This is a genomic window from Burkholderia sp. S-53 (genome assembly GCF_025560745.1).
Lineage (GTDB): Bacteria > Pseudomonadota > Gammaproteobacteria > Burkholderiales > Burkholderiaceae > Burkholderia > Burkholderia pyrrocinia.
In genome coordinates this window covers 1,143,966-1,166,010 of sequence record NZ_CP090483.1, presented here as the reverse complement: position 1 = coordinate 1,166,010, position 22,045 = coordinate 1,143,966, and the positions used below count along the sequence as shown (strand labels likewise).

Below are 22,045 nucleotides of genomic sequence, written 5' to 3'. Positions count from 1 at the left end.
TTCGGACGGCGCGCGCGAATGGCGCGCCGGTGGGATCCGCGCGCAGCAGTCGCGCGCCGCGGATCAGAAGCGGAAGACCGACGCGCCCCAGGTGAAGCCGCCGCCGACCCCTTCGATCAGCACGTGCTGGCCACGCTGGATGCGGCCGTCGCGCACCGCGGTGTCGAACGCCAGCGGGATCGACGCGGCCGACGTGTTGCCGTGCTGGTCGACCGTCACGACCATGCGTTCCTGCGGCAGGCCGAGCTTGCGGCAGGTGCTGGTCATGATGCGGATGTTGGCCTGGTGCGGAATCAGCCAGTCGATTTGTTCGGGCGCGAGATTCGCCTTGGCGAGCGCCTCGATCGCCACCTTCTCGAGCACGTTGACCGCGAGCTTGAACACGGCCTGCCCGTCCATGTACAGGAACGCGCTGCCTTCGATCACGCCGCGGTTGACGTTGCCCGGCGTGCAGAGGATATGCGAATAGCTGCCGTCCGCGTGCAGCGCGCTGCCGAGCACGCCCGGCTCTTCCGACGCGGACAGGATCACCGCGCCCGCGCCGTCGCCGAACAGCACGCAGGTCGTACGGTCCTTGAAGTCGAGGATGCGCGAGAACGTCTCCGCGCCGACCACGAGCGCCGTGCGGTGCTGGCCGCTGCGGATGAAGCTGTCGGCCGTCGCCATCGCGTACGCAAAGCCCGAACACACGGCCTGCACGTCGAATGCCGCACCGCCGTTCTTGATCCCGAGCTTGTTCTGCAGCAGGCACGCGGTGCTCGGAAACACGAAATCGGGGGTCGAAGTCGCGACGATGATCAGGTCGATCGACTGCGGATCGATACCGGCCATTTCAATCGCACGACGCGACGCCTCGAGCGCGAGGTCGCTCGTCGTGACGTCCGGTGCGGCGAAATGGCGCGCATGGATACCCGTACGCGCAACGATCCACTCATCGCTCGTCTCGATGCCTTCCTTCGCAAGACGATCGGTCAACTGCTGGTTCGTGACGCGGTCGGGCGGCAGATAGCTGCCCGTGCCGAGCACGCGGGAATAGAGGGTCGATTGGGCCATTTATGCTTTAGAGGATTGCGCAGCGGAAGGTTCGGCGTGATGGCCTGCGGCCGGGCTTGCATGGCCCGCGCCGCCCGCGTCGTGCTCGCCGTCGCCGAGCGACGCCGAATTGTCCGCCATCGCGCGCGCGAGGCGCTCCAGCACGCCGTTTTTGACCGCATCATACCCGCGTTTGATCGCCCACTCAAACGCGTAGGCATCGGCCGAACCGTGGCTCTTGATCACGAGGCTCTTCAGCCCCAGCAACGCCGCGCCGTTGTACTGGCGGTGGTCGACGCGCTTCTTGAAACGCATGAGGACAGGCAGCGCGAGCAGCGCCATCAGCTTCGACATCAGCGAACGGCCAAACTCCTCGCGGATGATGTCGGACAGCATCTGCGCAAGCCCCTCCGACGTCTTCAGCGCGACGTTGCCGACGAAGCCGTCGCACACGATCACGTCGACGGTGCCCTTGTAGATGTCGTTGCCTTCCACGTTGCCGCGGAAATTCAGCGTGCTGGCGCGCAGCAGCTCGCCTGCGCGCTTGATCGTCTCGTTGCCCTTGATGACCTCTTCGCCGATGTTCAGCAGGCCGATCGTCGGCCGCTCCTTGCCTTCGAGCGCGGCCACGAGCGCATGCCCCATCTCCGCGAACTGCAGCAGGTGCTGCGGCTCGCAGTCGACGTTCGCGCCGAGGTCCAGCATCATCGTGTAGCCGGTCGGGTTCGGCAGCGCGGACGCGATCGCGGGCCGCTCGATGCCGGGCAGCGTCTTGAGTACGTAACGGGAAACGGCCATCAGTGCGCCGGTATTGCCGGCGGAGATACAGGCCTGCGCCGCGCCTTCCTTGACGTGGTTGAGCGCGACGCGCATCGAAGAATCCTTCTTCTTGCGCAGCGCCACTTCGACAGGGTCGTCCATCGCCACGACTTCGGTGGCGGGCACGATGGTCAGCGCGGGGTCGTCGAGGGCTTTCAGCTTCTTGAGCTGAGCGCGAATCGCGCTTTCGATGCCGACGAGCATCAGGTGCGCATCGGGATGCGCGCGGACGAACTTGACTGCCGCGGGAACGGTCACGGACGGGCCGTGGTCGCCTCCCATGCAATCGATTGTGAGCTTTACGGTCATGGAATGCGACGAATTTCAGGCACAAAAAAGCGGCAGTTGAATGCCGCCTTTTTGTCGAGCCAGGAAAGTGTCAAGCGAACCAGTTGTCACGCGAACGGCGAACGTAGCGCGCAACGCGTGACTTGACGCTTAGTCGTTCTTCGTCTTGACGACTTTCTTGCCGCGATAGTAGCCGTTCGGGCTGACGTGGTGACGCAGGTGCACTTCACCCGTGCTCGGCTCGACTGCCAGCGGCGACGCCGTCAGGAAATCGTGCGAACGATGCATGCCGCGCTTCGACGGCGACTTCTTGTTTTGCTGGACTGCCATGACTAACTCCTAAATAATTTTCCGGATTCTAACACAGCCCGATCCGGCGCTTAACTACCCTGGCCCAAAGCCCTTACGCCTTCCCGCGCCACAACTGCTTAGTGTTTCTTGGTGCCGTCACCGTCCTTCTTCAGCGCTTGCAGCGCTGCGAACGGATTCGGCCGTTTGCCTTCGTCCCCGGCTTCGTCGGACTCTTCGCCCGCCTCTTCCTCGGGACCGCTCGCACCCGACACGAGGCTTTCGTGAACTGCCGGGCAAACCTCGTGCTTGGGCACGAGCGGCAACGAAAGCAGCAATTCCTCTTCGATCAAGTCGACGAGATCGAACTGGCGTGAGCCCACGATCACATCGGCTTCATCGTCGTCGAGCGGAAATTCTTCAGCTTCTTCTTCGGTCGCGACGACGCGGTACGTCATGTCGACGTCGAACGTCTGGTCGTACGGGGTCACGCAGCGCTGGCACGTGAGCCATGCATGGCCATGCACCGCGAGGCGCAGGTACGGCTGCTGCCCATCGGCGCCGTCGTCCTGCAATTCCTTCTGCGTGAACCCTTCCGCCTGCCACGTGAAGACCGTGTCGCGATCTGGCGCGTCCGCCGGCACTTCGTTTAACATGCGCGGCAGTTGCGAGAGGCGCACCGCCCCTGCTGCCTGTCGCCCGCTGCGGGCGAACTCGAACAGGTCGACCGCGTGCGGATCAAGCGGCGCCGCAGGTTTGCCAGAAGAAGTGTTCATGTGCGCTCCTGCCTACAGGCTGACTTGCGGATCCGGCTTGGCACCGCTCACGTACGGCTCATCTGCGGATGACGTACTTTACTTCCGAAGACCCGGCAGGCGCCATCACTACAGAAGCCTGCCGACGAAAAGCGGGAAAGCATACCTGTTTTACCTTTTGCGGTCAATCACTTAAGCTTGCGTCCGCGCAACGTCGCTCAACACCCCACGACTCACCGATCCAACCGACCATGCCGGATACCGTTTGCCGCCCGCCGCGGCTGATTCTTGCCTCCAGTTCCCGCTACCGCCGCGCGCTCCTCGAGCGCCTCGGCATGCCATTCGACGTCGTGTCGCCCGACCTCGACGAAACCCCGCTCGACGGCGAAACCCCGGCCGCGACCGCGCTGCGCCTCGCCGGCGCGAAAGCGCGCGCCGTCGCCGCGACGATCGACGCGCCGGACGGCGTGCTCGTGATCGGGTCGGACCAGGTCGCGACCTTCGACGGGCTCCAGATCGGCAAGCCCGGCACGCATGAGCGCGCGCTCGCGCAGCTCGTGTCGATGCAGGGCCGCGAAGTCGAATTCCACAGCGCACTCTGCCTGTACGACAGCCGCACGGGCGAAGCGCAGGTCGAGGACATCGTCACGCGCGTGCGCTTCCGCTCGCTGCCCGAGGCCGAACTCGACGCGTATCTGCGCGCGGAAACGCCGTACGACGTCGCCGGCAGCGCGAAGTCCGAAGGGCTCGGCATCGCGCTGCTCGACGCGATCGACTCGAACGACCCGACCGCGCTCGTCGGCCTGCCGTTGATCGCGCTCACGCGGATGCTGCGCGCCACGGAATTCCCTTTGTTTGCAACCAACCGTGGAGACCGCGCATGACGGCCGGCACGCTTTACCTCGTCCCGAACACGCTCGGCGAAGGCGACGAATCGATGCTCGCCGCCGTACTGCCGGCGGCCGTTCAGGCACGCGCCGGCACGCTCGGCTATTACATCGGCGAAAACGCGAAAACGACGCGTGCGTTCCTGAAGAAGATCGGCACGACGCGCCCGATCCAGGAAATCGAGATCAGCGAGCTGAACGTCAATACGCCGGCCGGCCAAATCGACCGGCTGCTCGCGCCCGTGCTGGCCGGCGCGGACGCCGGCCTCGTGTCCGAGGCCGGCTGCCCGGCCGTCGCCGACCCCGGCGCGCTGCTGGTACGCCGCGCGCACGAGCGCGGCGTGAAGGTCGTGCCGCTCGTCGGGCCGAGTTCGATCCTGCTCGCGCTGATGGCGTCGGGCCTGAACGGCCAGAGCTTCGCGTTCAACGGCTACCTGCCGGTCGACGCGGCCGCACGCGCGAAACGCCTGCGCGAACTCGAGCAGTTGTCGCGCAAGGCGCGCCAGACGCAGATCTTCATTGAAACGCCGTACCGGAATCACGCGATGCTCGACACGTTGATTGCGACCTGCGCGCCGTCGACGCAGATCTGCGTCGCGGCCGACCTGACCCTCGCGACCGAGACGATCGCAAGCCGCACCGTGGCGGACTGGAAAAAGGCGCCTGCACCCAATCTGCACAAGCGCCCCGCGATCTTCCTGCTGCTCGCGAACTGACGCCGCGGCCGTCGGCTGACGCGCGGGCCATGGCGGCCCGTCAGCCGCCGGTCAGCGCAGGCTGAACGACGCGCCGCCGGCCGTCAGCGCCTTCATCGCGGCACCGCCGACGGCCGCGCCGAACTTGCGCGCAACGCGGTTCGTCAGGCTTTCCTTCACCGTATAGTCGACGAGATCGGGCGCCTTCAGCACGTCGCGCGCGACCGTATCGGTCGTGCCGTAACCGTCGGCGAGCCCGAGCTCGACGCTCTTCTCGCCGGTCCAGAACAGGCCGGAGAACATGTCGGGTGTCTCATGCAGCCGTTTGCCGCGGCCATCCTTCACGGCCTTGATGAACTGCGTGTGCACCTGGTCGAGCAGCGCCTGCGCATGCGCGTCCATCTTCGACGTCTCCGGCGAGAACGGATCGTAGAAGCCCTTGTTTTCGCCCGACGTATGCAGGCGCCGCTCGACACCGAGCTTGCCCATCAGCCCGGTGAACCCGAAACTGTCCATCAGCACGCCGATCGACCCGACGATGCTCGCCTTGTCGACGAAGATCTTGTCGGCTGCGGCCGCGATGTAATAGCCGCCCGATGCACACATGTCGGTCACGACGACGTACAGCGGCTTGTCCGGGTGCTTCGCACGCAGCCGCCGGATCTCGTCGTAGATCATGCCGGCCTGCACGGGGCTGCCGCCCGGGCTGTTGATCCGCAGCACGACGCCGACCGTGCCGTCGTCGTCGAATGCGGCGTCGAGCGCGGTGTTGATGTCTTCGGCGTTCGCATTGACGCCTGCCGCGATCTCGCCGTCGATCGTCACGAGCGCCGTATGCCGCCCGCTCGACGAGAATTTCGAATCGCTCGAGAAATCGATCAGCGCGAACGCGAGCAGCACGAACACGCCCAGGAACGCGAAGCGGAAGAAGATCTTCCAGCGCCGCGCCGCGCGCTGTTCCTTCACGGCCGCGAGCGCGATCCGCTCGAGCGCCGCACGCTCCCAGTTCGGTTCACGGCTGTCGGGACGGGAGGAGGAATCCGGGGAATTCGGTTGGTCGGCCATGCGGTGTTGTCGTCAGTCGGTCGTGGCGGAAGTGGCAGGACGCAGGTCGGCGTCGGGCACCCAGAATACCGCACGCCCGTCGGGCGTGTCGCGTTCGTCGACCTCGACCGGCCGCAGGCGGCCGCCGCGGCACGGGCCGCCGACACACTTGCCGGTATCCGGCGCGTAGATCGCGCCGTGCGTCGCGCACATCAGGTACAGGCCCGACGACTCGAAGAACTGCCCTTCGGACCAGTCGAGCTCCATCGGCACGTGTGCACAGCGATTCAGGTACCCGTATGCGCGACCGTCGTAGCGCACGAAGAACACGACGGCCTGCTCGCCGCGCAGCGTCGCGTCGACGCGCACGCCGGCGCCGCCGTCGGCCAGCGCGTCCGATGCGCACACACGCACCGATTCGGGCGCCGCGCTCATGCGTGCTCCCGCAGCCACGCGGCCAGCGCGTCGACGTCCGGCGCGACGAAACGCGGCGCGAGCGCAGCCAGCGCGTCAGCCGTGTGCGCGCCGTATGCGACACCGACGCCGGCCGCGCCAGCGCTCGCGGCCATCTGCAGGTCGTGCGTCGTGTCGCCGATCATCACGGTGCGCGCGAGGTCCTGCCCCAATTCCCGGGACAACTCGTGCAGCATCGCCGGATGCGGCTTCGAGAACGTCTCGTCCGCGCAGCGCGTCGCGTCGAACCAGCTCGTCAGCTTCGACTGGTCGAGCACGCGATTCAGCCCGACCCGCCCCTTGCCGGTCGCAACGGCGAGCAGGTAGCCCGTATCGCGCAACTCGGCGAGCAGTTCGCGCACGCCGGCGAACAGCTCGATGCGCTGGTCGTCGAGCAGGTAGTGATGGCGGTAGCGCTCGGCCAGCCGTGGATAGTCGGACGGATCGAGGGTCGGAGCGGTAATCTGCAGCGCGTCGCGCAGGCCGAGGCCGATCACGTAGCGCGACGCCTCGTCGGACGGCGTGGGCAGGCCGAGATCGCGGCATGCGGCCTGGATGCTGTGCGCGATGTGCGCAGTCGAATCCATCAGCGTGCCGTCCCAGTCGAAGACGATCAGGTCAAATTGCTGTCGAGCCATGCGGTTCAGGCGGTATCGCGCAGTGCGCTGAGTTGATCGAGGAAGCGCTGGCATTCGTCCGGCAACGGCGCATCGAACTGCAGCGCCTCGCCGGTCAGCGGGTGGGCAAGCCGCAGCCGGTGCGCGTGCAGGAACATCCGTTTCAACGACGGCTGCGCATTCGCGCGCGCCAGCGCCTTGTTCAGTGCGAAATCGCCATACTTGGCGTCGCCGGCGATCGGCAGGCCGAGGTGCGCGAGGTGCACGCGGATCTGATGGGTCCGACCCGTTTTGAGTTCCGCTTCGACGAGTGCGTAGTCGGGCCAGCTGTCGACCAGATTGAACACCGTATGCGACGGCAGCCCGTCGTCCTGCACGCGCACGCGGCGCTCCCCTTCCGCGGTCGAATACTTGAACAGCGGCGCCTTCACCGCGCGGCGACGGCCCCAGTCGGGCTGCCATTCGCCGTGCGCGCAGGCAAAGTAGCGCTTGTCCATCCGGTTTTCGCGGATCTGCTCGTGCAGGCCCACGAGCGCCGTGCGCTTCTTGGCCAGCATCAGGATCCCGGACGTCTCGCGGTCGAGCCGGTGGACGAGTTCGAGGAATTTCGCGCGCGGGCGCGACTGGCGCATCTGCTCGATCACGCCGAACGCGACGCCGCTGCCGCCATGCACCGCGATGCCGGCCGGTTTGTCGATGACGAGCATCGCATCGTCCTCGTACAGCACGTCGAAATTCGCCGGCGGCACGATGGGCGTGTCGGCGCGTGCGAGGTCCGCCGCCGCCACGCGCACGGGCGGCACGCGGACGATGTCGCCAAGGGCGAGGCGGTACTGCGCATCGATCCGGCCCTTGTTCACGCGCACTTCGCCGCTGCGGAGGATCCGGTAAATATGGCTTTTCGGCACGCCTTTACAGACGCGCAACAGGAAGTTGTCGATCCGCTGACCGGCCGAGTTTTCGTCGATCTCGATCATCGATACCTGGCCGCTTGCGACTGAATTCTGGGATATTTTGCCTAACTCATTCATACTGAATATAATTTTGCCCAGCCTGACGTTGAGGGTGGCCTGACCGGCCGGCCCCGACCGAGTCGGGCAAGGCGCAAGCGGAAACCGTTATTTTACTTGCGCCGGGGGTCCGCTGCTCGCCCCTAATCAAAGAGATGCAGCAAGTTGCACGCACGGCGCCGCCCGTCGGCAAGGATCGCGCCCACAGGCGGATTCGGTCGGCAAGGCGCCGCGGTAACGGAAAGTTGGTTGAAAAGAATTTGATCGGCAGCCCGACGGCGCGAAGTGCGTCCGCAGGCTGCCGGTTGCGAAAATTACGGCGTTGCGCCCGATTTGGCCCCGCGAAGCGTGCGGGGCTTGGCGACGTCAAACCAGGGAAGTACACCCCAAGCGGGAAAGTCGGGCTGGATTCGATACTCCCCGCTGCGGCCCAAGCCGCAGCATCTGCCGCCAGTCGGCGCGCGCGACCCATTGCGCGCGCCCGTGGCAATGCCCGGACTCAGGCTTAGCGCGCTTTTTTGCAGCGTGCGGTGTGTGAACGCCGTGCTTTGAAGCCGTATTCGCAGGTGCCCTACGGCCGCCGGCCCCGTCTTTCGGGCCCAAGCGCCTCTTCAGGCAATTCTCCCCGCCATCGTTCCCGCTCCAGCGTGCTTGTGACAACACAACAAGGTGCGGCCTGCCGTCGTTCCCGCCCTCGCGACTGACAACCGCGAGGCGCCGGCGCGGAGCCGCCTGGAGTCGTTCATGAAACGCATGCTGTTCAATGCGACGCAGCAGGAGGAGCTGCGCGTCGCCATCGTCGATGGGCAAAAGCTCATCGACATCGACATCGAGACAGCCGGGCGCGAACAGCGCAAAGGCAATATCTACAAAGGTGTCATCACCCGCATCGAGCCGTCGCTCGAAGCGTGCTTCGTCAACTACGGCGAAGATCGCCACGGTTTCCTGCCGTTCAAGGAAGTTGCCCGCCAGTACTTCAAGGAAGGCATCGACATGCGCTCCGCGCGCATCCACGATGCCCTGCGCGAAGGCCAGGAACTGATCGTCCAGGTCGAGAAGGAAGAACGTGGCAACAAGGGCGCCGCCCTCACGACCTTCATCTCGCTCGCAGGCCGCTATCTGGTGCTGATGCCGAACAATCCGCGCGGCGGCGGTGTGTCGCGCCGGATCGAGGGCGACGAGCGCCAGGAACTGCGCGAAACGATGTCGCAACTGCAGATTCCCGACGGCATGAGCATGATCGCCCGCACCGCGGGCATCGGCCGCAGCGCCGAGGAACTGCAGTGGGACCTGAACTACCTGCTGCAACTGTGGCGCGCGATCGAAGCGGCGTCGCAAAGCGGCAACTCCGGCCAGCCGATGCTGATCTACCTGGAATCGAGCCTCGTGATCCGCGCGATCCGGGACTATTTCCAGCCCGATATCGGCGAAATCCTGATCGACACGACCGAGATCCACGATCAGGCCCGTGCGTTCATGGACATCGTGATGCCGGACAACGTGTCGAAGGTGAAGCGCTACCACGACGACGTGCCGCTGTTCTCCCGCTTCCAGATCGAGCACCAGATCGAAACGGCCTACTCGCGCACGGTGCCGCTGCCGTCCGGCGGCGCGATCGTGATCGACCACACCGAAGCGCTCGTCGCGATCGACGTGAACTCGGCGCGCGCGACCAAGGGCGCGGACATCGAGGAAACGGCAACCCGCACGAACCTCGAAGCGGCCGACGAAGTCGCCCGCCAGCTTCGCCTGCGCGACCTCGGCGGCCTGATCGTGATCGATTTCATCGACATGGAATCGGCGAAGAGCCAGCGCGAAGTCGAGCAGCGCCTGAAAGACGCGCTCAAGCATGACCGTGCGCGCGTGCAGATGGGCAAGATCTCCCGCTTCGGCCTGATGGAGCTGTCGCGCCAGCGCCTGCGCCCGGCCCTGTCGGAAGGCAGCCACGTGACCTGCCCGCGCTGTAACGGCACCGGTCACATCCGCGACACCGAATCGTCCGCGCTGCAGGTCCTGCGGATCATTCAGGAAGAAGCGATGAAGGAAAACACCGCGGCGATCCACTGCCAGGTGCCGGTCGAGGTGACCGCCTTCCTGCTCAACGAAAAGCGTCAGGAAATCAACAAGATCGAGTCGCGCTTCAAGGTCGGCATCGTGCTGATTCCGAACAAGCACCTCGATACGCCGCACTACAAGCTCGAGCGCCTGCGCCACGACGACGCACGCCTCGACGATCCGCGCGCGTCCTGGAAGATGGCCGAGGAAGCGGCCCGCGAACTCGAGTCGGAAACCGGCTACAGCAAGCGCACGGCAGAAGTGAAGCCGAAGCAGGAAGCCGCGGTCAAGGGCATCACGCCCGAGCGTCCGGCCCCGACCCCGGCGCCGCAGCGCCCGGTCGAGCCCGTTCCGGCCCCCGCACCTGTCGCCGCGGCAAGCGGCGGCTTCATCGGCTGGCTGAAGGGCCTGTTCGGCGTGTCGCCGGCTCCGGCGCCCGCGCCGGTTGCGCCGGCACCGGCGAAGGAACAGGCAGCCCGCCCGGCTCGCGAGCGTACCGAGAAGACCGAGCAGCGCGGCGGCGATCGCAACCGCAACCGTCGCGGCGGCGCGCAGCAGGCGCAAGGCGGCCGTGACCAGGCGGCAGCAGGCCGCGGCCAGCCGCAGCGCCAGGAACGCGAAGGCAAGGAAGTGCGCGAACCGCGTGAAGGCCGTGAGCCGCGCGAGGGTCGCGAGCCGCGTGAAGGTCGCGAAATCCGTGAAGGTCGTGAGGGCCGCGAAGGTCGCGAGGGCCGTGGCCAGCGCGAAGGTCGCGAACCGCGCGAGCCGCGTGAAAGCCGTGAGCCGCGTGAACCGCGCGAGAACCGCGAGCCGCGCGAGCGCGCCGAGCAGCCGGAAGGCGTCGAGGCGGCCGGCCGTGGCGAGCGCCAGGAACGCGGCGAGCGTCGCGAGCGCGGCGAACGCCGCAAGCCGACCCAGCATGCGGCCACGCTCGAGACCGTCAACCGTGGCGAAAACCATCCGGAACCGGAAACCGACAAGGCCGTCGCGGAGGCCCTGCCCGGCGCCGAACTGGCAGCCGATGCGGAAGCCGGCGCGCGTGACGGCGAGGAACGTCGTCGTCGCCGTCGCGGCCGCCGCGGCGGTCGTCGCGAGCGTGACGAAGACGGCGCAATCGTCGACCAGGCCGAGCAAGGCCCGGATGGCGAAGCCGCAGCGCACACCGTGACGCCGGAAGCACCGGCCGCTGCCGAACCGGCCCACACGGCCGCCCCGGCAGTCGTCGCGGCCGTGGCCGCGGCAGGCGCCGTCGTCGTCGAGGCGGCGGTCGAGCAGCATGCTGCACCGGCCGCTGTGGAAGCTCAGCCGGCACCGGCACACGCTGAAGTGGCTCCGGCCGCTCCGGTCGAGCCCGCAGTCGCCGCTCAGGCAGCAGAACCGGCACCGGTTGCACCGGCCGTCGACACGGAAGCCGGTCCGGCTCCGGTCGCGGTTTCGCCGACCGACGCGTTCGAAGTGCCTGCAGCACCGGCAGCAGCAGCGCCGGCCGCTGCAGAGGCACCGCAGTCCGCGCCCGTCGAGCAGGCCGCACCGGCCGTGACGAACGAAGCCGCTCCGGTGGCAGTCGAGCCGGCGGTTGTCGAACCGGTGCGTGTCGAACCGGTGCGTGTCGAACCGGTGCGTGTTGAACCGATGCGTGTCGAACCGGCACCGATCGAGGCCGTTGCGGCACCGGCTCCGGCACCGGCTCCGGCCCCCGCCCAACCGGCAGCCGCGCCCGCTTCGGCGAGCCTGGATGTCGTGCTGGAGCAGGCCGGTCTCGTCTGGGTGAACACGGACGCCGACAAGTTCGCCGCGGCGCAGGAAGCCGCGTCGCGTCTGCCGCGTCCGGCCCGCGTGCCGCGCGAACGCAAGGCGCTGCCGCCGGCCGATACGGCCCCGATGCAGCAGGTCGAAACGACGCACCACTAACCGGCGCATCGCCCGACCAGGAAAAGCCCGCCTCCGGCGGGCTTTTTCACGTCCGCGCTGCGGGTTTCCGCCCACCGGCCCGGTCGGCCGCTTGCGGCTAAAATACAAGTCTGGCTCGCACTTCTTTCAATATGTCCCGACGCATCATTCCCCTCGCCGACGTCAGCGGGATGCCGGACGTCTCCGGCGTCGCGCATGCCCCTGACGGCACGCTGGCCGACACGTTCGCCAGGCCGCTGCGCGACCTGCGCATCTCGGTGACGGATCGCTGCAACTTCCGCTGCGTGTACTGCATGCCGCGCGCGGTGTTCGACAAGGACTACGCGTTCCTGCCGCACAGCGCGCTGCTCACGCACGAGGAAATCGAACGCGTGGCGCGACTTTTCGTCGCTCACGGCGTCGAAAAGATCCGCATCACGGGCGGCGAGCCGCTGCTGCGCAAGAACCTCGAATTCCTGATCGAGCGCCTCGCGCGCCTGACGACGCATGACGGCCGCCCGCTCGACCTGACGCTGACGACCAACGGCTCGCTGCTCGCACGCAAGGCGCGCGCGCTGAAGGACGCCGGGCTCACGCGCGTGACGGTCAGCCTCGACGCGCTCGACGATACGCTGTTCAAGCGCATGAACGACGCCGAGTTCGCGAGCGCCGACGTGCTCGACGGCATCTTCGCGGCCCAGGCCGCCGGCCTCACGCCCGTCAAGGTCAACATGGTCGTGAAGCGCGGCACCAACGACGGCGAGATCCTGCCGATGGCCGAGCGTTTCCGCGGCACAGGCGTGATCCTGCGCTTCATCGAATACATGGACGTCGGCACGTCGAACGGCTGGAACATGACCGAGGTGCTGCCGTCGGCCGACGTGGTCGCGCGGATCGCCGAACATTTCCCGCTCGTGCCGCTCGACGCGCACACGGCGGCCGAAACCGCGCAGCGCTGGGGCTATGCGGACGGCGGCGGCGAGATCGGCGTGATCTCGAGCGTCACCCAGGCCTTCTGCGGCGACTGCACGCGCGCGCGGCTGTCGACGGAAGGCAAGCTGTACCTGTGCCTGTTCGCGTCGACGGGCCACGACCTGCGCGCGCTCGTGCGCGGCGGCGCGAGCGACGCCGAGATCGCGACCGCGATTGCCCGCATCTGGCAGGCGCGCACCGACCGCTATTCGCAACTGCGCGGCAGCGCGTCGGCCGAAACCGTGCCCGACGGCGCCGGCAAGCGCGTCGAAATGTCGTATATCGGCGGCTGACGCACGCCGCCCTTTTCGCCTGCGCACGATGCCCGTTTCCGCCTCTCCTTCGATCGCCGGCCTGCTGCTCGCGGGCGGACGCGCCACGCGCATGGACGGCGTCGACAAGGGCCTGCAGCTGCTCGACGGTACGCCGCTCGCGCTGCACGTGCTGCGTCGGCTCTCGCCGCAGGTCGACGAAACGTTGATCAGCGCGAATCGCCACGCCGATCGCTATGCCGAGCTCGGTGCGCCGTTCGATGCGCGCATCGTGGCCGACGACATGCCCGATTTCCCCGGCCCGCTTGCGGGCCTGCTCGCCGGCATGCGAGCGGCGCGCGCGCCGCTCGTCGCGTGCTCGCCGTGCGATACGCCCTATCTGCCCGCCGACCTCGTCGCGCGGCTGCATTCGGCGCTCGACGCGCAGCAAGCCGACATCGCGATGGCGGTGACCGTCGATGCGCAGCAGGCGCGCTCGCCGCAGCCGACGTTCGCGCTGCTGCGCACGACGCTGGCCGACGATCTCGCCGCGCGGCTCGCGGCCGGCGACCGCAAGGTGCGTGCGTGGTACGCACGCCACAAGACGGTCGAAGTCGAGTTTCACGACGAGCGTGCGTTTTACAATGCCAACTCCTGGCAGGAACTCGCCGCGCTGGCCCGTCGCTGACGGCGCCCGCACCGTTCCCGCCCGGCGCCCACCGCACGCGAAACCCGCGCCCAGGCACCCTCCTCGCGCCACCGGCCACGAACCCGATACGCCTCGCGGCGCAGTCCGACTGATGATCACGCAATCCTCGCCCGCCTCCCGAACCGCACCCGATTCCGATGCCGCGCTGTCGCTCGCCGACGCGCAGGCACTCGCGTGCCGCTTCGCAGTGCCCGTCGATGCGTGCGACACGGTGAGACTGCGCGACGCGCTCGACCGCGTGCTCGCGGCCGACGTGAATGCACCGTTCGACATTCCCGCATACGACAACTCGGCGATGGACGGCTATGCGTTCGACGGCGGCGCCGGCGCGCCCGCGTCGCCGCAGGGGGACGTCGCGCTGACGGTGGCCGGCACCGCGTTCGCGGGCCATCCGTTCGATGGCCTCGTAGCGGCCGGCTCATGCGTGCGCATCATGACGGGCGCGCCGATGCCGGCCGGATGCGATACGGTGATTCCGCAGGAACGCGTGCGCGTCGACGGCGACACGATCCGCTTCGCCGCGCACGACGTCGCACGCGGCGCGAACTGCCGCAAGGCCGGCGAGGATCTCGCGGGCGGCGCCTGTGCGCTCGCCGCGGGCCGCATCCTGCGGCCGTCCGATCTCGGCCTGCTCGCGTCGTTCGGCTTCACCGACGTCACGGTGCGCCGGCGCGTACGCGTCGCCGTGTTTTCGACCGGCGACGAACTGCGCGAACCCGGCGAGCCGCTCGGCCGCGGCGCGCTGTACGACAGCAATCGCGGGATGCTGATCGCGATGCTCGAAAGGCTGCACGTCGACGCGATCGATCTCGGGATCGTCCGCGACGATCCGGCTGCGCTCGAAGCCGCGCTGCGCGACGCCGTCGCCGCGCAGGCCGACGCGGTAATCACGTCGGGCGGCGTATCGGTCGGCGAAGCCGACTTCACGCGCGACGTGATGGCGCGGCTCGGCGACGTCACGTTTGCGAGCCTCGCGTTGCGGCCCGGCCGGCCGCTCGCATGCGGAACGCTCGCGCGCTCGGCCGGCGGTGCCGGTCATGCACTGTTCTTCGGGCTGCCCGGCAATCCGGTCGCGTCCGCCGTGACGTTCTACGCGATCGTGCGCCCCGCGCTGCTGACGCTGGCCGGTGCGCAGACGCCGCCACCGGCGACCTACACGGCGCTCAGCACGCATGCGCTGAAGACGCGTCCCGGCCGCACCGAGTACCTGCGCGGCATCGCGACGCGTGCCGCCGACGGCCGCTGGCACGTCGCGCCGGCCGGTTCGCAGAGTTCCGCGTCGCTGAGCGGCCTCGCCGCCGCCAACTGTTTCATTGTCCTGGGCCACGATACCGCGGCAGTCGACGCGGGCACCCCGGTCGACATCCTGCCGCTCGACGGCCTGATCTGAATTCCACTATCGGTATATCTCTACGGGGGCAATCCGCACATGAAGAAACAAATTTCGTCGATCGCCGCGGGACAGACCGCAAAGGCGCTGATCCTCGTCTACCTGACGTTCAGCGTGCCGATCGTGCTGCTCGGCATTCTCGTCGCGTACATCCGCTACGGGATGGTCGAACTGAGCACGATCCTGAGCGCGCTGCTGCTGAACGCCATCCTCGGCTTCGTGCTGCTGTGGATCGCATGCCACGCATACAACTGGGTCGCGTCGCGCTTCGGCGGCATCGAGATCGTGTTGTCCGATCCGCCGGAGGAAGCGTGAGCGACACGCCGCTGATCCGCGCAGCCGAAGCGCGCGACGCCAGCGCGATCCTCGCGTTGATGCGCGAGCTGGCCGAGTTCGAGAAGCTCACGCACCTGTTCGTCGCGACCGAAGCGGATCTCGCCGACGCACTGTTCGGCAAGCGGCCTGCCGCTGAAGCGCTCGTCGCCGAGCGCAACGGCACGATCGTCGCGTATGCGCTGTTCTTCCACAACTATTCGACGTTCCTCGGCCGTCGCGGCCTCTATCTCGAGGATCTGTACGTGCAGCCGTCGCAGCGCGGCACCGGCCTCGGCACCGCGATGCTGCGTCACCTCGCGGCCCTGGCCGTCGAGCGTCGTTGCGGGCGGTTCGAATGGTCGGTCCTCGACTGGAACCAGCCCGCGATCGATTTCTACGAAAAGATGGGCGCAACCGTGCTGCCGGAATGGCGCATCGTCCGCGTGACGGGCGACGCGCTGGACACGCTCGCCGGACAGTAAGCGCGAGCCGGCGATCGCTTCATAAAAAACGGGCGCCGCGGCGCCCGTTTTCGTTCCTTGCGGTGTCGACAACGCGCGTTACGCGTCGTCCGCATCTGCGCCGTCGGCCCCTTCCGCGCCAAGCAGCCCGGCCGCCGTGTCGCCCGGCAGCGCCTCGACCTGCTTCAGCTTGCGGCTCATCACGCGCGTACGCTGCTCGGCCGACTCGATCGAGCGCGTGACCGTTTCGAGTTGCGCCTTCGTGCGCGCGAGCACGTCGCCGAACTTGCCGAACTCCGTCTTCACTGCGCCGAGCACCTGCCATACCTCGCTCGACCGCTGCTCGATCGCGAGCGTGCGGAACCCCATCTGCAGGCTGTTCAGCAACGCGGTGAGCGTCGTCGGCCCCGCCACCGTCACGCGATAGTCGCGCTGCAGCAGGTCGGTCAGCCCCGGGCGGCGCAGGATCTCCGCATAAAGTCCTTCGGTCGGCAGGAACAGCAGCGCGAAATCGGTCGTATGCGGCGGCGCGACGTACTTCTCGGCGATCGTGCGCGCCTCCAGCCGCACGCGCGCTTCGAGCGCGCGGGCCGCCTCCTCGACCGCCGCTGCATCGGCGCGCTCCTGCGCGTCGATCAGCCGCTCGTAGTCTTCGCGCGGGAATTTCGCGTCGATCGGCAACCACACCGGCGGTGCGTCGCGCGTGCCCGCATCGCGGCCCGGCAACCGGATCGCAAATTCGACGCGCTCGGTGCTCTTCGGCACCGTCGCGACGTTCTTCGCGTACTGGTCGGGCGTCAGCATCTGTTCGAGCAGCGCCTCGAGCTGCACTTCGCCCCAGGTGCCGCGCGTCTTCACGTTGGTCAGCACCTTTTTCAGGTCGCCGACGCCCGCCGCGAGCGTCTGCATCTCGCCGAGCCCGCGATGGACCTGTTCGAGCCGGTCCGACACGAGCTTGAACGATTCGCCGAGCCGCTGCTCGAGCGTTGCATGCAGTTTCTCGTCGACGGTGCGGCGCATCTCCTCGAGCTTCGCCGCGTTGTTCGTCTCGATTTCCTTCAGCCGCTGCTCGAGCGTCGCGCGCACCTCGCCGATCCGGCGATCGTTCGCCTCGGTCAGTTGCGTGAGCTGCCGGTTCAACGTGTCGCCGAACTGCCTGAGCGCGGCCGTCTGCTCCTCGCGCGCCTGCTGCGCCTGGCGCTGCACGCTCTCGCGCATCGCGTCGAACTGCTGCGCATTGCCGGCGACGAGCTTGCCGAGCTGCTGTGCGAAACCCTCGATCTGGTTGTTCTGCACGGTCGCCACACTCGTCAGTTGCGCGGCGAGCGTCTGCTGAAGCTGCGAGAAGCTGCCGGCCAGCTCGGTGCGCGAACCGCGCGCGTTCTCGACGATCTCACCGCGCAATTCGCGCTCGAGCCGCTCGACCGCGCGCGCCTGCGCATGCGCGGCGTCCTCGATCTGGTCGCCGAGTACCGCCGCATCGTCGTGGCGGCCGCCGCCGCGCACGATCGCGACGATCGCCACCACGAGCGCGACGGCCAGTACGACGACCGCCGCAAGCAACAACGTCATCGTCATGCGCGTGGCTTCCCGATCACGTCAGGGTTGATCGGATTCGGCGGCTGCCCGGCGCGCGGGCCCTCGCCCAGCGCGGCGATCAGGTTGTCTGCAGCAAGGTTCGCCATCGCACGGCGCGTCTTTTCGGTCGCGCTCGCGATATGCGGCGTCAGCACGACGTTCGGCACCTCGAGCAGCGCCGGATGCACGGTCGGCTCTCCTTCGTACACGTCGAGACCCGCCGCGGCGATCCTCCCGTCGCGCAGCGCGGCGGCCAGCGCCGCGTCGTCGACGATCCCGCCGCGCGCGATGTTGGTCAGCGTCGCGGTGGGTTTCATCTTCGCGAGCTCGGCCGCGCCGATCGTGTGATGGTTTTCCTTCGTGTACGGCAGCACGAGCACGACGTGATCGGCGCGCGCGAGCAGCGCATCCTTCGACACGTATTCGGCGTTCAGCTCGGCCTCGATCTCGGGCGCGACCCGCGACCGGTTGTGATAGATCACCTGCATCCCGAAGCCGCGCGCGCGGCGCGCAAGCGCCTGGCCGATGCGGCCCATTCCGATGATGCCGAGCGTCGAGCCGTAAATGTCGGTGCCGAGGAAACCGTCGTACGCCCACTTCTGCCAGTGGCCGGCGCGCAGCCAGTGCTCCGATTCGGCAATCCGGCGCGCGGCGGCCATCATCAGCGCCCAGCCGAAATCGGCGGTCGACTCGTTCAGCACGTCGGGCGTATTGGTGCCGAGCACGTTCGCCGCGTTGAACGCAGCCATGTCGAAGTTGTTGTAGCCGACCGCCATGTTCGCCACGACGCGCAGGCGCGGCGCCGCCGCGAGCGCCGCCGCACCGACCGGGTCGCCGGCCGTCAGCGCGCCATCCTTGTCCGCCAGACGTGCGGCCAGCGCATCCGGAGCGAGCGCGTCGCCGTTGTTCCAGTCGACTTCGAAATACTGCTTGAGCCGTTCGATCACGTCCGGAAAGATCGGACGCGCGACCAGGATCTTCTGCATCGCCATCTCCGTATGTCGCTGGCCGATCGCCGCGCGCATCGCGCCGCCGGGATCGCCCGCGCTTGGTTGAAAGTTGTCAGGTTACGCCGGGAAGAAGATCAGCGACGTCAGCAGGAACACCGGCACCAGGATGACGAGCGCCCAGCCGAGGTAGGCGAAGAAGCTCGGCATCTTCACGCCGCGCGACTCCGCGATCGCCTTCACCATGAAGTTCGGCGCGTTGCCGATATAGCTGTTCGCGCCCATGAATACCGCGCCCGCGGAAATCGCGGCGAGCGTCGAGGCGCCCGTCGTCATCAGCGTCTGCGCATCGCCGCCCGCGAGGTTGAAGAACACGAGGTAAGTCGGCGCATTGTCGAGGAACGACGACAGCAAGCCCGTCGCCCAGAAGTACATCGCGTCGATCGGCTTGCCGTCCGGCCCCGTGACGAGATGGACGATGTGCGCGAACGCGCCGTCCGCGCCGGCGCGCAGGATCACGATCACCGGCGCGATCGTCACGAAGATCCCCGCGAACAGCTTCGCGACCTCCTCGATCGGCGCCCAGTTGAACGCATTGCCTTCGCGCGCCGAACGCGGCGTCAGCGCGAGCGACGCGAGCGTCACGCCGACGAGCGCAACGTCGCGCGCGAGGTTCTGCAGCGCGACGTGCGTGCCCCACACGTCGAACGTGATGCCCGGCTTCCAGATGCCGCTCATCAGCACGAGCGCGACCACGGCCGCGAGCAGCACGAAGTTGATCTTGCCGTCGATCGACAGCGCCGCGCCGTCGGGCGTCGGATCGAGCGCGGCCGGCCGCTCCTCGCCGCCCTTCCGGTAGAAATACGTGTCGAGCACGAAGAACAGCGCCAGCAGCACGACGCAGATGAACAGCATCGGCAGCGCAAGATGGGTAGTCGTCCAGAAGAAGCTCACGCCGTTCAGGAAACCGAGGAACAGCGGCGGATCGCCGAGCGGCGACAGCGAGCCGCCCGCGTTCGCGACGAGAAAGATGAAGAAAATCACGACGTGCACGACATGCTTGCGGTTGTCGTTCGCGCGCAGCAGCGGCCGGATCAGCAGCATCGCCGCGCCCGTCGTGCCCATCACGCTCGCGAGCAGCGTGCCGAGCGCGAGGATCGCGGTATTCAGCTTCGGCGATCCGTGCAGGTTGCCGTTCACGCAGATGCCGCCTGCCACCGTATAGAGTGCGGTAAGCAGCACGATGAACGGAATGTATTCCTCGAGCAGCGCATGCACGAGCGTGCCGAACGCCGTTCCCGCGCCGAATGCGAACGCGAACGGAATCAGGAACACGACCGCCCACCCGGCTGCAATCTTGCCGAAGTGGTGATGCCAGAACACGGGGGCGACGAGCGGAAACAGTGCGATGGACAGCAGGATCCCGGCAAACGGGATGCCCCAGAGTGCGGACAGCGTGGCACCGTCGAGCGTGGCGGCCGATGCAAGCGCGGGAACGGCGCCAAGCGCGACTCCCGACGCCATGCCCGCCCAGGCGGCATGTCGTTTCATACAGAACTTCCTTGTTCGAGTGATAGTGGATGCGGCGGGCGCGTCATGCGCCGCGTACGACGATCGCGTGCACGCGGTACGGGCCGTGCGCGCCCAGCACGATGGTCTGCTCGATGTCGCCCGTGCGCGACGGGCCCGACACGAAATTGACCGCGCGCGGCAATTCGCCGCGCTCTGCACGGATCAGCGCGAACGCGTCTTCATGACCGGCGATGATCCGCGACGCGGGCACGATCGCGATGTGCGTCTCCGGCAGCAGGCCGGCCGACGCGTAGGTGTCGGGACCGGACAGCAGCACCAGCGAACCCGTTTCGGCGGTCGCGCAAAAGCAACCCGTGACGCCGACGAGATCGCCGTCGCGCGGCTTGCGGCACTCGACCGACAGGCCGGCGCCGGCCCAGTCGAGATCGGCCAGCGTGCGCCATGCGACAGCCTGCGTCGGCAGGCCGTGGGCGGCAAGATAGCGGGCTGCGGCGGCCGGGGCATCGGCGAGCGTCGCGACTTCGTCGACCGTCGTCGACAGGCGTGCCGCCTCGTCGACGAATGCGGCGACGAGATCGGCCGGCGCCGGCGGGCGCGGGCCCTGCGGATGACGGGCAAGATAATCGGCGACGCCGTCGCGCTCCGCTGCATCGGGCTCGGCCGCGCGCCCCTGCGCCGCGCGAATGCGCGCGAGGATCTGGCGACGGGCAGCAGAAGTGTCCATGAACGGTCCTCGTGACGTTGGCGTGCAATACCGTCGGATTATACCGGCCGCCCCTGCTGCCACGCACCTTCGACCGAACGGCCGACGCTCACTTCGACGCGTCTTCCTCGACCGGCTGCGCGATGCCGAACACCTGGCGCAGGTACGCGAGATACGCCTTGTCGTCGCACATGCTCTTGCCCGGCGAATCCGACAGCTTCGCGACCGGCTGGCCATTGCAGCGCACCATCTTGATCACGATCTGCAGCGGCACGTAGCCGAGATCGTTGGTGAGGTTCGTGCCGACGCCGAACGCGAGCTTGCAGCGGCCGCGGAACCGTTCGTACAACTGCATGACCTTCGGGATGTCGAGCGCGTCCGAGAACACGAGCACCTTCGTGCGCGGATCGCACCGGTTCGCCTCGTAATGGCGCAGCATCCGCTCGCCCCAGTCGAACGGATCGCCCGAATCGTGGCGCGCGCCGTCGAACAGCTTGCAGAAGTACATGTCGAAGTCGTTCAGGAACGCGTCCATCCCGTAGACGTCCGACAGCGCGATCCCGAGGTCGCCGCGGTATTCCTTCGCCCACATCTCGAAGCCGTAGATCTGCGAGTCGCGCAACCGCGGGCCGAGCGCCTGGCACGCCTGCAGGTATTCGTGAGCCATCGTGCCGAGCGGCGTGATGTCGTGCTTCATCGCGTACAGCACGTTGCTCGTGCCCGCGAACTGCGGGCCGAGGCCGTCGCGCAGCGTGAGCGCGACTTCCTCGTGCCAGACCTTCGAGAAGCGCCGGCGCGTGCCGTAGTCGGCGATCTTGCAGTCGGCGAACTCGGGCTTCGCGCCGAGCAGCTTGATCTTGTCGCGCAGCCGCTCGCGGCCTTCGCGATAGTCGGGCTCGCGCTGCGTGTTGCGGAAATAGACTTCGTTGACGATCGCGAGCACCGGGATCTCGAACAGGATCGTATGCAGCCACGGCCCCTCGATCACGATGTCGATCTCGCCGTTGCCCTTCGGCGAAGGCGTGATCGAGATGTACTTCTCGTTCAGGTGGAACAGCGCGAGGAAGTCGACGAAATCGCTCTTGATGAAGCGCATCCGCCGCAGGTAGTCGAGTTCGACGTCGGAAAAACGCAGCGAGCACAGACCGCGCACCTCGTCGCGGATCTCGTCGATGTACGGCACGAGATCGACGCCTTGCGTGCGACACTTGAAACGGTATTCGACGTTTGCGGCCGGGAAATGATGCAGGACGACCTGCATCATCGTAAACTTGTAGAGATCCGTGTCGAGCAGCGAAGTGATGATCATGATTGCGGCACCGCCAATATCGTGACAGGGCCCCGGCGCACAGC

21 protein-coding genes are annotated in these 22,045 nt (G+C 67.5%); 8 read left to right on the top strand and 13 right to left on the bottom strand.

Annotation, left to right across the window (positions count from 1 at the left end; genetic code table 11):
- Positions 1-63: 63 nt before the first annotated feature.
- From LXM88_RS10510 to LXM88_RS10495, 4 genes are all read right to left on the bottom strand, one after another.
- Positions 64-1,053, bottom strand: coding sequence for a beta-ketoacyl-ACP synthase III (locus tag LXM88_RS10510; protein ID WP_047900176.1), 990 nt, complete (start codon positions 1,051-1,053; stop codon positions 64-66).
- Positions 1,054-2,160, bottom strand: coding sequence for a phosphate acyltransferase PlsX (gene plsX / locus LXM88_RS10505; protein WP_262541773.1), 1,107 nt, complete (start codon positions 2,158-2,160; stop codon positions 1,054-1,056).
- A 129-nt stretch (positions 2,161-2,289) separates the two neighbouring features.
- Positions 2,290-2,469, bottom strand: coding sequence for a 50S ribosomal protein L32 (gene rpmF, locus LXM88_RS10500; RefSeq protein ID WP_047900174.1), 180 nt, complete (start codon positions 2,467-2,469; stop codon positions 2,290-2,292).
- Positions 2,470-2,567: 98 nt separating this feature from the next.
- On the bottom strand, positions 2,568-3,203 hold the full coding sequence (locus LXM88_RS10495; RefSeq protein WP_262541772.1) for a DUF177 domain-containing protein: 636 nt from the start codon (positions 3,201-3,203) through the stop codon (positions 2,568-2,570).
- Positions 3,204-3,433: 230 nt separating this feature from the next.
- On the opposite strand from LXM88_RS10495, the gene LXM88_RS10490 reads away from it, so the two are divergent.
- On the top strand, positions 3,434-4,066 hold the full coding sequence (locus LXM88_RS10490) for a Maf-like protein (RefSeq protein ID WP_262541771.1): 633 nt from the start codon (positions 3,434-3,436) through the stop codon (positions 4,064-4,066).
- A complete protein-coding gene (locus tag LXM88_RS10485) occupies positions 4,063-4,785 on the top strand; it encodes an SAM-dependent methyltransferase (RefSeq protein WP_262541770.1) in 723 nt (240 codons plus the stop codon). Before LXM88_RS10490 ends, LXM88_RS10485 begins: the two co-directional genes overlap by 4 nt.
- A 51-nt stretch (positions 4,786-4,836) precedes the next feature.
- Here the strand turns inward: LXM88_RS10485 and LXM88_RS10480 are convergent, their stop codons facing one another.
- From LXM88_RS10480 to LXM88_RS10465, 4 genes are read right to left on the bottom strand one after another with little or no spacing between them, the layout of a single operon-like run.
- Positions 4,837-5,829: a S49 family peptidase gene (locus LXM88_RS10480; protein ID WP_262541769.1), complete on the bottom strand. Its 993-nt coding sequence runs from the start codon at positions 5,827-5,829 to the stop codon at positions 4,837-4,839.
- A 12-nt stretch (positions 5,830-5,841) separates the two neighbouring features.
- The gene (locus LXM88_RS10475) at positions 5,842-6,243 is read right to left on the bottom strand and encodes a Rieske (2Fe-2S) protein (RefSeq protein ID WP_262541768.1); all 402 of its coding nucleotides are present in this window, start codon (positions 6,241-6,243) and stop codon (positions 5,842-5,844) included.
- A complete protein-coding gene (locus LXM88_RS10470) occupies positions 6,240-6,899 on the bottom strand; it encodes an HAD-IA family hydrolase (RefSeq protein ID WP_213265338.1) in 660 nt (219 codons plus the stop codon). Before LXM88_RS10470 ends, LXM88_RS10475 begins: the two co-directional genes overlap by 4 nt.
- A 5-nt stretch (positions 6,900-6,904) precedes the next feature.
- Entirely contained in the window at positions 6,905-7,909 is a 1,005-nt protein-coding gene (locus LXM88_RS10465) for an RluA family pseudouridine synthase (protein ID WP_262541767.1), read from the bottom strand.
- 723 nt (positions 7,910-8,632) lie between these two features.
- On the opposite strand from LXM88_RS10465, the gene LXM88_RS10460 reads away from it, so the two are divergent.
- The 6 genes from LXM88_RS10460 to LXM88_RS10435 all read left to right on the top strand — a co-directional run bounded on the left by LXM88_RS10460 (position 8,633) and on the right by LXM88_RS10435 (position 15,952).
- A complete protein-coding gene (locus LXM88_RS10460; RefSeq protein WP_262541766.1) occupies positions 8,633-11,854 on the top strand; it encodes an Rne/Rng family ribonuclease in 3,222 nt (1,073 codons plus the stop codon).
- A gap of 131 nt (positions 11,855-11,985) precedes the next feature.
- Entirely contained in the window at positions 11,986-13,098 is a 1,113-nt protein-coding gene (gene moaA, locus LXM88_RS10455; RefSeq protein WP_262541765.1) for a GTP 3',8-cyclase MoaA, read from the top strand.
- Between the two features lie 28 nt (positions 13,099-13,126).
- Positions 13,127-13,744 carry a molybdenum cofactor guanylyltransferase MobA gene (gene mobA, locus LXM88_RS10450; RefSeq protein ID WP_262541764.1) on the top strand — a complete coding sequence of 206 codons (618 nt, stop codon included), beginning with the start codon at positions 13,127-13,129 and terminating at the stop codon, positions 13,742-13,744.
- A 112-nt stretch (positions 13,745-13,856) separates the two neighbouring features.
- Positions 13,857-15,155: a molybdopterin molybdotransferase MoeA gene (gene moeA, locus LXM88_RS10445; protein ID WP_262541763.1), complete on the top strand. Its 1,299-nt coding sequence runs from the start codon at positions 13,857-13,859 to the stop codon at positions 15,153-15,155.
- A 39-nt stretch (positions 15,156-15,194) separates the two neighbouring features.
- Positions 15,195-15,470 (top strand): hypothetical protein, encoded by a 276-nt coding sequence (locus tag LXM88_RS10440; RefSeq protein WP_006476519.1) that lies wholly within the window; start codon positions 15,195-15,197, stop codon positions 15,468-15,470.
- The gene (locus LXM88_RS10435) at positions 15,467-15,952 is read left to right on the top strand and encodes a GNAT family N-acetyltransferase (RefSeq protein ID WP_262541762.1); all 486 of its coding nucleotides are present in this window, start codon (positions 15,467-15,469) and stop codon (positions 15,950-15,952) included. Before LXM88_RS10440 ends, LXM88_RS10435 begins: the two co-directional genes overlap by 4 nt.
- Positions 15,953-16,030: 78 nt before the next feature.
- Here LXM88_RS10435 and rmuC read toward each other — a convergent pair whose 3' ends face one another.
- The 5 genes from rmuC to pncB form a co-directional block, all read right to left on the bottom strand.
- The gene (gene rmuC, locus LXM88_RS10430; protein WP_262541761.1) at positions 16,031-17,509 is read right to left on the bottom strand and encodes a DNA recombination protein RmuC; all 1,479 of its coding nucleotides are present in this window, start codon (positions 17,507-17,509) and stop codon (positions 16,031-16,033) included.
- Complete coding sequence (locus LXM88_RS10425) at positions 17,506-18,495, bottom strand: 2-hydroxyacid dehydrogenase (protein WP_262541760.1); 990 nt, start codon at positions 18,493-18,495, stop codon at positions 17,506-17,508. The genes rmuC and LXM88_RS10425 overlap by 4 nt, the downstream gene beginning before the upstream one ends.
- Positions 18,496-18,576: 81 nt before the next feature.
- Positions 18,577-20,007 carry a sodium:proton antiporter gene (locus LXM88_RS10420; RefSeq protein WP_262541759.1) on the bottom strand — a complete coding sequence of 477 codons (1,431 nt, stop codon included), beginning with the start codon at positions 20,005-20,007 and terminating at the stop codon, positions 18,577-18,579.
- A gap of 43 nt (positions 20,008-20,050) precedes the next feature.
- Positions 20,051-20,713: a LutC/YkgG family protein gene (locus tag LXM88_RS10415; protein WP_262541758.1), complete on the bottom strand. Its 663-nt coding sequence runs from the start codon at positions 20,711-20,713 to the stop codon at positions 20,051-20,053.
- A gap of 88 nt (positions 20,714-20,801) precedes the next feature.
- Positions 20,802-22,001 (bottom strand): nicotinate phosphoribosyltransferase, encoded by a 1,200-nt coding sequence (pncB, locus tag LXM88_RS10410; RefSeq protein WP_262541757.1) that lies wholly within the window; start codon positions 21,999-22,001, stop codon positions 20,802-20,804.
- Positions 22,002-22,045 lie beyond the last annotated feature (44 nt).

Excerpts from the sequence above, each read along its gene's own strand:
- LXM88_RS10480 (WP_262541769.1), bottom strand. The coding sequence starts at position 5,829 with ATGGCCGACCAACCGAATTCCCCGGATTCCTCCTCCCGTCCCGACAGC.
- LXM88_RS10485 (WP_262541770.1), top strand. The coding sequence starts at position 4,063 with ATGACGGCCGGCACGCTTTACCTCGTCCCGAACACGCTCGGCGAAGGC.
- LXM88_RS10415 (WP_262541758.1), bottom strand. The coding sequence starts at position 20,713 with ATGGACACTTCTGCTGCCCGTCGCCAGATCCTCGCGCGCATTCGCGCG.
- mobA (WP_262541764.1), top strand. The coding sequence starts at position 13,127 with ATGCCCGTTTCCGCCTCTCCTTCGATCGCCGGCCTGCTGCTCGCGGGC.
- pncB (WP_262541757.1), bottom strand. The coding sequence starts at position 22,001 with ATGATCATCACTTCGCTGCTCGACACGGATCTCTACAAGTTTACGATG.
- LXM88_RS10510 (WP_047900176.1), bottom strand. The coding sequence starts at position 1,053 with ATGGCCCAATCGACCCTCTATTCCCGCGTGCTCGGCACGGGCAGCTAT.
- LXM88_RS10470 (WP_213265338.1), bottom strand. The coding sequence starts at position 6,899 with ATGGCTCGACAGCAATTTGACCTGATCGTCTTCGACTGGGACGGCACG.
- moeA (WP_262541763.1), top strand. The coding sequence starts at position 13,857 with ATGATCACGCAATCCTCGCCCGCCTCCCGAACCGCACCCGATTCCGAT.
- LXM88_RS10465 (WP_262541767.1), bottom strand. The coding sequence starts at position 7,909 with ATGAATGAGTTAGGCAAAATATCCCAGAATTCAGTCGCAAGCGGCCAG.
- LXM88_RS10495 (WP_262541772.1), bottom strand. The coding sequence starts at position 3,203 with ATGAACACTTCTTCTGGCAAACCTGCGGCGCCGCTTGATCCGCACGCG.
- LXM88_RS10490 (WP_262541771.1), top strand. The coding sequence starts at position 3,434 with ATGCCGGATACCGTTTGCCGCCCGCCGCGGCTGATTCTTGCCTCCAGT.
- LXM88_RS10475 (WP_262541768.1), bottom strand. The coding sequence starts at position 6,243 with ATGAGCGCGGCGCCCGAATCGGTGCGTGTGTGCGCATCGGACGCGCTG.
- LXM88_RS10460 (WP_262541766.1), top strand. The coding sequence starts at position 8,633 with ATGAAACGCATGCTGTTCAATGCGACGCAGCAGGAGGAGCTGCGCGTC.
- rmuC (WP_262541761.1), bottom strand. The coding sequence starts at position 17,509 with ATGACGATGACGTTGTTGCTTGCGGCGGTCGTCGTACTGGCCGTCGCG.
- LXM88_RS10425 (WP_262541760.1), bottom strand. The coding sequence starts at position 18,495 with ATGCAGAAGATCCTGGTCGCGCGTCCGATCTTTCCGGACGTGATCGAA.
- plsX (WP_262541773.1), bottom strand. The coding sequence starts at position 2,160 with ATGACCGTAAAGCTCACAATCGATTGCATGGGAGGCGACCACGGCCCG.
- LXM88_RS10420 (WP_262541759.1), bottom strand. The coding sequence starts at position 20,007 with ATGAAACGACATGCCGCCTGGGCGGGCATGGCGTCGGGAGTCGCGCTT.
- LXM88_RS10440 (WP_006476519.1), top strand. The coding sequence starts at position 15,195 with ATGAAGAAACAAATTTCGTCGATCGCCGCGGGACAGACCGCAAAGGCG.
- rpmF (WP_047900174.1), bottom strand. The coding sequence starts at position 2,469 with ATGGCAGTCCAGCAAAACAAGAAGTCGCCGTCGAAGCGCGGCATGCAT.
- moaA (WP_262541765.1), top strand. The coding sequence starts at position 11,986 with ATGTCCCGACGCATCATTCCCCTCGCCGACGTCAGCGGGATGCCGGAC.